This window comes from Moorena sp. SIO3H5, assembly GCF_010692395.1.
Classification (GTDB): Bacteria; Cyanobacteriota; Cyanobacteriia; order Cyanobacteriales; family Coleofasciculaceae; genus Moorena.
In genome coordinates this window covers 1-11,861 of sequence record NZ_JAAHHS010000241.1, presented here as the reverse complement: position 1 = coordinate 11,861, position 11,861 = coordinate 1, and the positions used below count along the sequence as shown (strand labels likewise).

General features: G+C 42.8%; 12 protein-coding genes. 3 read left to right on the top strand and 9 right to left on the bottom strand.

Features of this window, described 5'->3' with window-relative positions; all coding sequences use genetic code 11:
• Positions 1-357: 357 nt before the first annotated feature.
• Positions 358-612 (top strand): hypothetical protein, encoded by a 255-nt coding sequence (locus F6K52_RS23085; protein WP_293083293.1) that lies wholly within the window; start codon positions 358-360, stop codon positions 610-612.
• A 431-nt stretch (positions 613-1,043) separates the two neighbouring features.
• Here F6K52_RS23085 and F6K52_RS23080 read toward each other — a convergent pair whose 3' ends face one another.
• Positions 1,044-2,792 carry an ABC transporter ATP-binding protein gene (locus F6K52_RS23080; RefSeq protein ID WP_293083300.1) on the bottom strand — a complete coding sequence of 583 codons (1,749 nt, stop codon included), beginning with the start codon at positions 2,790-2,792 and terminating at the stop codon, positions 1,044-1,046.
• 338 nt (positions 2,793-3,130) lie between these two features.
• Between F6K52_RS23080 and F6K52_RS23075 the strand changes: the two genes are divergently transcribed.
• Positions 3,131-3,739 carry a hypothetical protein gene (locus F6K52_RS23075; RefSeq protein WP_293083290.1) on the top strand — a complete coding sequence of 203 codons (609 nt, stop codon included), beginning with the start codon at positions 3,131-3,133 and terminating at the stop codon, positions 3,737-3,739.
• Positions 3,740-3,974: 235 nt separating this feature from the next.
• Here the strand turns inward: F6K52_RS23075 and F6K52_RS23070 are convergent, their stop codons facing one another.
• The 8 genes from F6K52_RS23070 to F6K52_RS23035 all read right to left on the bottom strand — a co-directional run bounded on the left by F6K52_RS23070 (position 3,975) and on the right by F6K52_RS23035 (position 10,271).
• Positions 3,975-4,337, bottom strand: a complete 363-nt coding sequence (locus tag F6K52_RS23070; protein ID WP_293083288.1) for a hypothetical protein — start codon at positions 4,335-4,337, stop codon at positions 3,975-3,977.
• Between the two features lie 391 nt (positions 4,338-4,728).
• Positions 4,729-5,241, bottom strand: coding sequence for a DUF1499 domain-containing protein (locus F6K52_RS23065; protein WP_293083286.1), 513 nt, complete (start codon positions 5,239-5,241; stop codon positions 4,729-4,731).
• Positions 5,242-5,773: 532 nt separating this feature from the next.
• Positions 5,774-6,307, bottom strand: a complete 534-nt coding sequence (locus tag F6K52_RS23060) for a hypothetical protein (RefSeq protein ID WP_293083283.1) — start codon at positions 6,305-6,307, stop codon at positions 5,774-5,776.
• A gap of 154 nt (positions 6,308-6,461) precedes the next feature.
• Positions 6,462-6,590, bottom strand: a complete 129-nt coding sequence (locus tag F6K52_RS23055) for a hypothetical protein (RefSeq protein WP_293083280.1) — start codon at positions 6,588-6,590, stop codon at positions 6,462-6,464.
• A 216-nt stretch (positions 6,591-6,806) separates the two neighbouring features.
• Positions 6,807-8,048 (bottom strand): DNA (cytosine-5-)-methyltransferase, encoded by a 1,242-nt coding sequence (gene dcm, locus F6K52_RS23050; RefSeq protein WP_293083277.1) that lies wholly within the window; start codon positions 8,046-8,048, stop codon positions 6,807-6,809.
• A gap of 2 nt (positions 8,049-8,050) precedes the next feature.
• Complete coding sequence (truB, locus tag F6K52_RS23045; protein WP_293083296.1) at positions 8,051-8,959, bottom strand: tRNA pseudouridine(55) synthase TruB; 909 nt, start codon at positions 8,957-8,959, stop codon at positions 8,051-8,053.
• 270 nt (positions 8,960-9,229) lie between these two features.
• Positions 9,230-10,060 (bottom strand): nuclear transport factor 2 family protein, encoded by an 831-nt coding sequence (locus F6K52_RS23040; RefSeq protein WP_293083274.1) that lies wholly within the window; start codon positions 10,058-10,060, stop codon positions 9,230-9,232.
• A gap of 76 nt (positions 10,061-10,136) precedes the next feature.
• Positions 10,137-10,271, bottom strand: coding sequence for a hypothetical protein (locus F6K52_RS23035; protein ID WP_293083271.1), 135 nt, complete (start codon positions 10,269-10,271; stop codon positions 10,137-10,139).
• A 120-nt stretch (positions 10,272-10,391) separates the two neighbouring features.
• Here F6K52_RS23035 and murG point away from each other — a divergent pair, with 120 nt between their 5' ends.
• Positions 10,392-11,456 carry an undecaprenyldiphospho-muramoylpentapeptide beta-N-acetylglucosaminyltransferase gene (murG, locus tag F6K52_RS23030; protein WP_293083268.1) on the top strand — a complete coding sequence of 355 codons (1,065 nt, stop codon included), beginning with the start codon at positions 10,392-10,394 and terminating at the stop codon, positions 11,454-11,456.
• Positions 11,457-11,861 lie beyond the last annotated feature (405 nt).

The window sequence follows — 11,861 nt, the reverse complement described above, 5'->3', positions numbered from 1 at the left end:
TAAAAGCGTTCGCTACGCGAACGCTTTTTTTTATTAAGCTTTAAGCTTGGTTTTAGGGAGCAGGGAGCAGGGAGCAGGGAGTAGGGAAGAAGGAAAAAATTTTTTGTACCTCATTAGTATGGAATAATTTATATTTACAACTATAAAGGATGAATAATTCCTAATTTATTTGTTTTAAAAGCGATTTAATTAAGACAAATATTTAATTTTACAAAATATAATTTAAACTCTAATCACACTCTCCACATTCCCCACACTTTTACCTCTATTTGCTTAAAAAAAAATTATAAAACCTCTTGACACATAAAAATATAATAATTATGATTATACTATGCAAACCAATGGAATTTGTTAATCATGTTTACAGACTTTGTTCCGAATCCTGACAATAATCCAGAGTGTCTAATTCCGGGGAATACTTCTCAGTTTTTTTTCGGGAAGAAAGAACCGGTTGAGCACAGGCTTAAGGGCTCCCGTAAGGCAGTAATGAATACCATCTATTCCCTGTATACTCAGGGCTACGCACAACTTTATGAGTGGACTCCTCTTGAGCCGAGTGGCATGCCTGGAGAAGTGATTAGTACTTTGACGAGGTACCTAATTCTGGATTAAGATTTTAAGCAGCTGGGGGGTTTTCCCCCTAGCTATAAGACCAGGTCTAATCAAGTAGGATAATGATCGGACTGGTCATGGAACAAAGTCACATAACATAAGTAGTGAAATCGACTTACTGTGGATTTCCGCCAGCCGTGGAAATAATTTCTACGGCTATTTTTTTTATGCTTAGGAGGTTGTTCGCGAAGGGTGGCCTTTTGGCCAAGGTTAGCAGGTTTAAAGTTATCAAGTTAAAGGTTAGGAAGTTGTTCGCGAAGGGTGGCCTTTTGGCCAAGGTTAGCAGGTTTAAAGTTATATAGCGGTTTTGATAGAAATGAGGTACACAGGATTTTTGCCCTATTTTCTATTCCCTATTTTCTATTCCCTATTTTCTATTCCCTGTTCCCTGTTCCCTGTTCCCTATTCCCTTTTAACTTCCGACACTCCTATTACTTCACGCCAGACTGTACCCGCCACAGCATGGCATAAATTCCCTGTTGCTCTAACAACTGTTCATGTTGTCCTTGCTCTACTATTTTGCCTTGCTCGATGACATAAATACAATCGGCATTGCGGACTGTGGACAACCGATGAGCGATCGCAATGGTTGTGCGATTTTGGGTAATCTTTTCTAGGGAGCGCTGAATGGCGGCTTCGGTTTCATTATCAACAGCGGAGGTGGCTTCATCTAGAATCAAGATTGGGGGGTCTTTCAATAGTGCTCGTGCGATCGCAATTCGTTGCTGTTGTCCTCCAGATAGTTTCTGACCCCGCTCTCCCACAATGGTGTCATAGCCTTGGGGCAGATCCATGATAAATTCATGGGCTTCTGCGGTCTTAGCGGCAGCAACTATTTCCTCGGTGGTGGCATCAAAGGTGCCATAGGTGATATTCTCTTCTACGGTGCCGTGGAATAAAAATACATCCTGGCTAACTAGACCAATGGCATGGCGTAAGTCTTTGAGCTTGAGCTGTCTGATGTCAATCCCATCAAGGGTTATCGAACCTGCTTGGATTTCGTATAGTCTTAATAACAGTTTCACTAAGGTACTTTTACCAGACCCTGTGGAACCTACTATGGCGATAGTCTTGGTGGCGGGGATGTGAAGGGAAAGATTATCTACCACAGGGGGGCGATTACGATACGCAAATGTAACATTATTTAATACCAATTCCCCTTTAACCTCAGACCTAGGTAATGGTGTATCGCCAGAGTGCATGGCAATTGGGGTATCCAGCAGATTCATCACCCTAGTAGTAGATGCCATGGCCCGTTGATACTGATCGAGGGTGTTACCCAGTCGAGTTAATGGCCACAGCAAGCGCTGAGTCATGAAAACTAAGACACTGTAGGTGCCTACTGCTAGTTCCCCAGCGGCTGCGGACTTACCACCGTAAAGCAAAATTCCGGTAAATCCAAATAGGATTAACATCCGAATCAAGGGGACAAAGGCGGCAGAAAATGCGATCGCTTTCTGGTTACTGTGCTGATACCCTAGACTTTGTGTCTCAATCCGCTTGGCTTCATAGTCTTCTGCTGTAAAGCTTTTAATGGTAGTAATCCCAGTTAGATTATTCGCTAACTGTCCATTGAGTAACCCTACCTTTTCCCGAACTGCTGCATAACGGGGAGCAAGCAGACGTTGAAAGGTAATCGAACCCCAGAGGATAAAGGGGATAGGGATCAGAGTTATCCAAGCTACATTGGGAGCAACGATAAAGAAGCCCGCACTGACAATAATAATGGTTGTGGATATCTGGAGAATTTCGTTGGCACCAATATCGAGAAAGCGTTCTAGTTGGTTGATATCATCACTCAGGATAGACATCAATCCCCCTGTACTACTATCTTCAAAATACCCCAGTTCCAACGATTGCAGATGAGAGTAACCATCTAGGCGCAATTCGTGTTGAATGGTTTGAGCCAGATTCCGCCACAATCGTTCGTAAGCATATTGAAAGGCGGATTCCAATCCCCAAACAATAAAGCTCAGGAATGCCAGCAATACCAGTTGGCTAAAGATATCCCTTACTCCTAGATGGGCAATCAAGGAATCTTGTTGTTTTACCACCACATCCACTGCCATCCCAATCAAGACCGGAGGGGCTAAGTCAAAGATTTTGTTGAGGATTGAGCATGCGATCGCTTTCCAGATTAGGGAACGATGGGGCTGAGTGTAACCAATCAGCCGCTGGATGGGAGAGTTGGAATGCTTACGGTTATTTGGTTTCGACTTTGACCTTGAATTTCGTTTTGACTTTAACGTTGAATTCAACACTATAATTAACCCTGACTTATCAGGCAGAATGGATTGCTAAACCTAAAGAGTTACATCAATGGGTGACTATTATACCTTATAGCGCTGCATCCCTTAAATCCCTCTTTAATTTTGCCTTTTGCCTTTTGCCTCTTGCCTTTTGCCTTTTGCCTTTTGCCTCTTGCCTCTTGCCTCTTGCCTCTTGCCTTTTGCCTCTTGCCTTTTGCCTTAAAATAATAAGCAATATCGCTCAACCAAATTCATCAACAAACTAACCCTTGAATACTCCTAGCCACGCCATTATTAACCTTGCTGTTTTGAATCAACAGACTCAATTTCAGGCAGCTTTACCCATCACAATTGGTGCTATCTTACCAGATTTACCAATTTTTATTCTTTACATCTGGGCAAAATTAATTCGTCGTCAACCAGAGTACCAGATTTGGTCACAAACCTACGAACTGCCCTTTTGGCAGAACCTTGTTGCTACCTTTCATTCTCTTCCCCTAGCCCTATGTGGAGTAATCATCAGCCATTACTGGGGATGGCAACTTTGGGAAATTCTATGTTGGAGTATGATACTGCACTCTTTACTAGATTTACCAGTTCACAACGATGATGCTCACCGGCACTTTTTTCCTGTTAGTAACTATCGTTTTATTAGTCCTTTCTCTTACTGGGACCCCAAGCATCATGGTCATACCGTATCCACAGTGGAAAAATTGTTGGTGCTAGTAGCAACAATTGTTACTTTCTCTATGATTGACTCTTGGATAGGTAAAATTTTCCTAATTATTGTGAATGTGTTATACCTGATAGCATTTTTATATTTAGTGAAGTCCAAAGTACTAGATTTTAGGGAGCAGGGAGCAGCGAGCGGGGAGTAGGGAGTAGGGAGTAGGGAGTAGAATTGCTATATCCATCAATTAGTAGTTAATCTACCAAAAAAATATATCCCACATTCCTCACGAAATGAAGAATGTGGGTTCAGATTCAAACGGTAAGCAATAGCCTACCCTAGCTAATCAAAATTCCTTAAAAAAGGGGGGATCCATACTCAAAGTCCCCCTTTTTTAAGGGGGATAATGGGGGATCTCCGAAGCAAAAAGACACGCCCTAGTGCTAATTAAACGATGTGATGTACAACTTGCCAGTATTCTTGTCGATTACAATACTTTCTAAATCTGCACCAGCAGGAGCAGTAGAAGCATTAGGAAGCTCAGTGATCTGAATGGTAATTGGATTCTTTGAAGTAGAGTAGATTTTCAGAGGGCGATTCTTAGTATCGATATTATTGATATTGCCGTATGCTCCTATAATCATGTACTTTGTAGCATCTTGAGTTACACCAAATTCAGCACGTGGTCCTGAAGTTCCAGAGTCAGAAAATCGTGCCTGATATCCAGCATTTGCTGGGGATGCAGCACCAAGCAAGGTAAAACATACCAACAATAACGAAACCACAAGAGATACAAACTTTTTCATTATAATTTTATCCATTTTTTTTAATGGGGTACCTAACAGTAATTATTACCAATTCGGCTTCGCCCAAAACTATATTTTGGGATATATCCAGAAATAGTTTTCGGAGTATCAGATGCCAGCACTGGTTAGATAATTAACCGCCAGAACCAAACTATCAAAGCCTAGAGAATATGTCAAGCTAATAATAAATGGGTCTTCCGTACTTGTTATGCTAAATTAACACTTTGATGAAGGGAGCAGGGAGCAGGGAGCAGTTTTATGTAGGGTGGGCAGTTTTATGTAGGGTGGGCAGTGCTAGAAACAGATAACATAAGCAAGTAAATCCCGTTGCTAGGCACTGCCCACCAACGGGATTAATTCACAAAATTAATGACTATTTATTTGATAAAAATCAGCTCAATTCCGCTCGAATTATTTCCACCCGTTTCCGATTAAGGCCCAAATCGGATTTTCCTAAACGGGAGGCAGAGCGAACATGGATTACCTTAGCACTGTCATCCAACAAAAATTCTACATCATCCACAAACCCCATTAAAGGAGTAGTGAATTGTGCGTAGAGATAGTTGTCTGTTTCTTCAATAATTTCTGTTCGTTCTAGGTTTTGGATCACAGTTTTCAGCTTAGCTATTGCTTCGGTAGGGGTTGAGTTGTAAGCTAAAGGTTCAATACCATGTTCGGCATCTTGGCTATAGCTGCTGACACAGTTAGGGGTATTTGGGCAAGATGCTAATTGCCCTGAGGACTGAATCCCAATATTGGTAGGTTGTTTTCCTGGAAATTTCATCAACGATTCTCCTGAGAGGGCAAAGGTAGCTCCTATAGCAAAAATAGCGACTAATACTAACGATATCAATACTTTTAGTATTAGTCTTAACGGTGATAGTTTTTGGGTTTGTACAGTCATAAAGCGTTTGTATCTGGGTTGTAAACACAATTGCTGAAAAAGGCATGCTAAAGGCAAAAGGCAATAGACAAGATGGAAAAGAGGTCTGGAGTTTTATTGGACAATAAAACAAGACCATACAGGTTTACATCTCAAATACAAACACTATAGTGTATTAGTCTGTCTGTATTATTAATATCATATTTGGTTGACTAATTATCCTATTGACTGACAAAACTCCTAAAACCCTTGATTTTTCTTAGGGAGCGGTGGCGAGGTAGTTAAGCGCAACAAAACCTTTGCCAGGGTTGGGTTCAACATAGGGAAACCCAACCTAAGAAGCCAAATTTGTCAATCAACCAGCAGGAATAAATAGATTAGTTATACGTGCGGCGTTGTTTTCTGTTTGATTGCTGTCTCAACGCCGAGTTGTTGAAACTGCTGGTATTTAGTGATGAGTTTTAGCGGTCATCAAGACCCAAATACGATGGGGAGGGTGGATCTGGCAGGAGCGCAGGTGTTTATTTTGCCAAAAATTACCAAATAAGTTATATCAAAGTAGCTTAAAACTTGAGACAATTTGATCAAATACTGCTTTATACTCAGTCATCTCCTGATCCCAAGTAATCATAATTAATTTACCTGGCTCCCGATGAGATAGGACAATAGAACGGAAAACCCACATCCCACTCCATGTAAACGCCACTGCTTCAGAGGAAGCCACAAGCTGTTCAGTAACTTTTCCTTCTATCAAATAATGCTTTTTAGCCCATTCCATTGGTGATAGATTTTCAGGATTATCCACAATACCGATGTCAATAGTATTTATTTTCACAAAATCATCTATATTTAGATAATCTGCGTCTTTCCACACATAAACAGTTTGCTCATTTTTTTGTAGTTGATAGCCTTTAGGATAAGAAAAACTAAATCCCAACTGTGAATTTTGATAAGTTAAATTTTTTTGTTTTAATCCAAATTTTTTTTGATATTTTGTAGAAGATAAATTATTTTGACAGCCAATGACGAATGCCATACCGAGATATAAGAATAGTCTACGATTCACAAGGCTAAATTTACTGCTCATAAAGTTTACTTTTATTTTCCTTTTTATTTTCTTTGATTGTCAAATGCTTGGACAGATTTTATTCCATTTCTATTATCTTTAAGTATGCTGATTAGATTGCTATTTTAATATTAATTGTTATTTATTGTAGTGAAATAAACAACCATTGTATTGTTTATTTAAAAGAGTTGCTCTGGAAAAGGTATGATTTGGGATTGCTAACTATTAATAGCAAAGGGAACAGGGAACAGGGAGCAGGGAGTAGGGAGTAGGGAGTAGGGAGTAGGGAACTTCGGATCAACAATTCTCAGAATTTATTTAGGATTCCTAAATCATAACTAAATCTTCCTTTTTATAGCGTTTCTAGGACTCATGAGGTACACATAATTGTTTCACTATTGGCTTTTGTCTCTTGGCTCTTGCCTAATGTCTGCTCCCTGCTCCCTGCTCCCTGCTCCCTGCTCCCTAAAACCCAGATATTTGTACCTCACAAGTCGTAGAATTGCTATATGTTTACAGTTCAACACTTCTCCATCGTTTCTATATCGAATTCCCCTTGCAACATCGCAATCAGACATCGTCCAATGTGGTAAGCTAAATTAACAGGGACGGCATTGCCGATTTGTCTGTACTTTGATGATAGAGAACCGGTAAATTCCCAATCATCAGGGAAGCTCTGAATACGTGCATATTCCCTAACTGTCAAGGGTCGTGTTTCTTCAGGATGACACCGCTCGGTCTGTTTTTGAGCTGGGTTACAGGTGAGAGTAAGGGAAGGTTCTTCCCAAGAAAGCCGCCTAGCCATACCGGTTTTGCCGCCACCGAGATAGAAACTCTTTTTCATATACTCTTTTTGAAGCTCTATTGGTAAGTTCCGCCAATAACCTCCTGGTGGGATTAATTCCATAATTTCTCTCTTGCGGGGAGGGTATTTTGCTCCTATTGATTTAGGGCAATCTTTGAGCACCTCCCTCAGGGAAATAGTGTAATCTTTTTCCTTAGGAAATATTGCGTTTAGGTCTAAGTCTCTTCTAACCGCAATGATAATTACCCTCTCCCGCTTTTGGGCAACATCTAGAAACTGCGCTCTGAGCAACTTATAGGTAGGGTTGTAGCCTAAATCCTCTAAGGTTCGCAGCATAGTGGATAAGGTTCTGCCTTGGTCATGGTGGATCAGACCTCTAACGTTTTCAACCAGTGCTATTTTCGGCTGTACTTCTTTTACACACCGTGCAAACTCAAAAAAGAGCGTCCCTCTAGTATCGTCAAAACCTTTACCTAGACCGGCATAGCTGAAAGCTTGGCAGGGCACTCCACCAGCCACAATCTCTACCTTGTCCTTGTATTCGGTAAAATCAACATTGGCTATATCCTCAGGTATGATTGTCCAGGAAGGTCTATTCAGCTTCAGAGTGTTTACGCAGTCTTTATCAATCTCCACTAACAGCTTGGTGGTTAAGCCAGCGTTCTCAAAGCCCAGTGCCATGCCTCCACACCCAGCAAATAACTCAATGACTCTGAAGCTAGTGGGTTTGCTCTTTAGAACACGAAACTCAACCCCAGTAACTAGGCCTTGATACTTCCTTTGAATTCGTTTTAACTCTTCTATGTCAAAAAAGCGGTAGTTTCGTTCAGACCGCTTTGCTCTGAGCAGCTTTTTCTTTTCCCACCGACGTATGGTATCGGAGGAGACACCCAAGATTTGAGCAGCTTCCTGAACTGTAACTAGGTCTTGAACAGTGGCCGATTTAGTGTTTGCCATTTTCAAACAAAAACCATTTGAGGAGCAAGCAATACTCCAGAGGTTGAGGAAATAACTTTACCAATACCCAAAAAACTGCCATCTTCGTGGTACACTTGCACAGGACTTGTGGAGGTTTCAAGGGTAGAGACTTTAACTAGAGTATCATCCCAAGAGATACGCTGTCCTAAACACCAGCGACGGGCTTGATCAGGGGACAAGGTTACAGAGGGTAAGTGCCCCAAAGCTACACTAGGGGACACTGGCTGGAATAGGCTTTGTTCCAGCTGTTGGGTCAATTCTTCTAATGTCAGACTATCGGCTAAATCAAAGCCACTGCTGCGAGTGCGAGTCAGAGCAGCGAGCACACCACCGGTTTCGAGGGCATCTCCTAAATCCCGGGCTATGGAGCGAATATAGGTGCCAGGACCGCATGCGATCGCTAAATCAATTTCCGGAAATTCCCCGCCACGCCAATCCAAAACCTCGATCTTCTCAACCTCTACCGTTCGTTCTGGTACCTCTACCACTTCACCAGCTCTGGCTAAATCATAGAGCCGTTTACCCTTGATATGAATAGCGCTATACATTGGTGGCACTTGCTGAATGGTGCCCTCGAACTGTTTCAAGAAACCCTTGACCAACTCCAGAGTCAACTGGGGTGCAGACTGAGTAGCAATCACCTCTCCTTCCAAATCATCAGTAGTTGTCCTCACTCCCAGTCTCACCGTAGCCTTGTAAGCTTTATCCTGCTGCATATACTGCAACAGTCGGGTTGCCTTACCCAGAGCAATCGGTAAAACCCCCGTAGCAGCTGGGTCAAGGGTTCCTCCATGGCCTACTCGTTTCAGCCGTAGCAGACGCCGCACTTTAGCAACGCAATCGTGGGATGTCCAACCTGCTGGTTTGTTTAAGTTTAGAAATCCTTGCACAATCAGGGTGTTTGTATCTTGCTTGTAAACACAGGTATTGAATAAAAAGGCAAAAGGCAAAAGGCATGCTAGCAATAGGGAATTCCATAAAAAGGCAAAAGGCAATAGGCAAGAGTAACCCACCGCTTACCCCCAGGGCTCTAACATTGCTCGTAAAAGATAGATAGGGCTAATTTTCCCCATCTCCCCATCTCCCTACTCCCTACTCCCTACTCCCTACTCCCTACTCCCTACTCCCTACTCCCTACTCCCTACTCCCTTCAAACCTAATTACTCAACTACATTTAACCGTCGAGTAATCATAATCATCCCATCTCCCCGAATTAATATCGCTGAAATCCAGCGGTCTTCTGGTAACAGTGGGGCTCGGCCAATCTTAAAAATTCCCCCGGCAGCCAAAGATTCCAGGTCAATATCAGTGGGATTAGTATAGCGCTGTGGGCTGACGGATTCTTCTATAGCTACTCCCAGCAGCAAATCATCTCCAAGGGGTTCGGTGACAATGGCATCAAAATTAAATCGCTGACCAATACGGACTTGTTCTGGTAACTTCACCGTTACCTTGGGAGGATTGGCTCCTGATGTGATTTGCGATCGCTCTGCCAAAATGGTTGAATAGACAATTTTTTGGTTTTCAAAGCGCTGACGCGATCGCAAAGTCGATTCAAATTTGGTCTTCGTAGCATCCTGTGGCTGGTCACTAGTAATATAAGTCACTGTTTCTGCCACAATTGCGTTGCCCTCTTGCTGCCAATCCGTCAGTTCCGTGCGGTAATTCAACACAGGGTAGCGCTGCCACAATTGAACCAACGCTTCTCCCATCAAATCCCGACTTAAGCCATCGGAGTTAGCAAAATTAGCGCTATAGAATCCCAGCAACCCTTCAACATCCTTGCTATTAGCGAAGCGATCAATTTGGCTGAGGGTATCTTTAAGCTGAGGCGGTGCGGTTTCCGGACTATCTGCTTCGGCTTTCAGAGGAGAGCCGAGGGTCAACCCTGCCGTTAATAGTACAAATACTGACCAGTCCAAAGAAATAGACTTGACTTTAGTAGTAAAAGATTGGGATAGTCGTTGCAGTAAGGTTGCTGGATTGGTCATTGGTAATCGTTAACTGGTAACTGGTAACTGGTAACTGGTAACTGGTAACTGGTAACTAGTAACTAGTAATTAGTAATTAATAATTGGTGATTGGAGAAACGGTAATCCCTTGGAGTAAGGCCACTAACCAATCAACCATCAACGTTTCACCAATGATATCAAATCTAGTTTGATAACCTATGTCTAGTGGAGACAGCCCTGATCTCGACACTCCCGATTCCCGATTCCCGACTCCATTCCCCCCCTTAATAAGGGGGGTTAGGGGGGATCCCCACTCCCATTAACCCAACACAAAAGTCCCTCACCCAATTGATCAAGGAGACCAATAGCCGTGTCTAAGTCACCCATTCGATTGCTGATTGCCGCTAGTGGTACGGGGGGACATATATTTCCCGCCCTCGCAGTAGCCCAACACTTACCCAATTACACTATCGAGTGGCTTGGTGTTCCTGACCGCATTGAAAATGAGTTGCTACCACCAGACTATCCCCTGCACACCATTGCCGTAGAAGGCTTTCAACAACGCTTCGGTCTCGGTACTCTGCGCATCGTTACCCGCCTGGTCAGTTCCATTTGGCAAGTGCGGCAACTGCTGAGAGAGGGTAAATTTGATGGTGTCTTCACCACTGGGGGTTACATCGCTGGACCTGCAATTATGGCAGCACGGTTGCAGGGTCTACCTACCATTATACATGAATCTAACGCTATTCCCGGAAAAGTAACCCGGTGGCTGAGTCCCTTTTGCAATACTGTAGCCATAGGGTTTGAAGCCGCTTCCAAGTACCTACCCCGGATTAAAACCGTAACCGTTGGTACACCAGTGCGGGATAGTTTTCAACAGAGTCAGGCACTAGAACTCCCGATTCCACCAGAGGTACCCTTGATTGTGGTGGTTGGGGGTTCCCAAGGAGCAGTGGCAGTGAATAAACTAGTGCGCCAATGTGCTCCCGTCTGGTTTGAAGCCGGTGCTTGGATTGTTCATTTAACCGGAGACAAAGACCCAGAGGCGAACACCCTTAGCCATCCTCAGTACCTGTCTATGCCCTTTTATGACCAGATGGCACCATTACTGCAACGGGCAAACTTAGCTATTAGCCGTGCTGGTGCCGGAACCTTAACGGAGCTAGCCATAACTGAAACACCAGCCATTCTGATTCCCTACCCTTATGCAGCAGAAGACCATCAAGCTTTCAATGCAGCTAGCTTTAAGGATTCTGGTGCTGCTTTAGTATTTCGTCAAGACCAGTTGACTCACGAAACATTAGAACAGGAAGTGCTGGCTTTACTCAAGTCACCAACTAGGTTAGAAGAGATGAAACAAAAAGCAGCTAGTCTTGCGATTAGGGATAGTGGAAAGCGTTTAGCCTCTCTAGTTCGTGAGTTAGTTGAAATCTAAAAGATGAAAGGGGAAAGGGAGCAGGGAGCAGGGAGCAGGGAGCAGGGAGTAGAAAAGAGGAAACATAAAAATTATGTGTATCTCATTAGGTTGACAATTAATTTACTTAATTTTATATAATAAAAATTACTGTAGACTAGCTTCGACCTTGTGATTTGGAAATGACTAGATTGATTTAACAATTTCTGCTCATTTTGCCATTACAATAGTTATTGGTTACGGTGGTTTGCATAACTATCAGGTACACATTGTTTCTCCTATTACCTCTTCTCTCTTCCCTTCTCCCTGCTCCCTGCTCCCTGCTCCCTGCTCCCTAAAAACCGGTAATTTTGTACCTAACTGAATTGCAAACCTCTGTAAGCGTAATATTAAAACCAATTTACTGTAATGATTACTGTATATAAG

Excerpts from the sequence above, each read along its gene's own strand:
- F6K52_RS23085 (WP_293083293.1), top strand. The coding sequence starts at position 358 with ATGTTTACAGACTTTGTTCCGAATCCTGACAATAATCCAGAGTGTCTA.
- F6K52_RS23070 (WP_293083288.1), bottom strand. The coding sequence starts at position 4,337 with ATGAAAAAGTTTGTATCTCTTGTGGTTTCGTTATTGTTGGTATGTTTT.
- F6K52_RS23065 (WP_293083286.1), bottom strand. The coding sequence starts at position 5,241 with ATGACTGTACAAACCCAAAAACTATCACCGTTAAGACTAATACTAAAA.
- F6K52_RS23060 (WP_293083283.1), bottom strand. The coding sequence starts at position 6,307 with ATGAGCAGTAAATTTAGCCTTGTGAATCGTAGACTATTCTTATATCTC.
- dcm (WP_293083277.1), bottom strand. The coding sequence starts at position 8,048 with ATGGCAAACACTAAATCGGCCACTGTTCAAGACCTAGTTACAGTTCAG.
- F6K52_RS23040 (WP_293083274.1), bottom strand. The coding sequence starts at position 10,060 with ATGACCAATCCAGCAACCTTACTGCAACGACTATCCCAATCTTTTACT.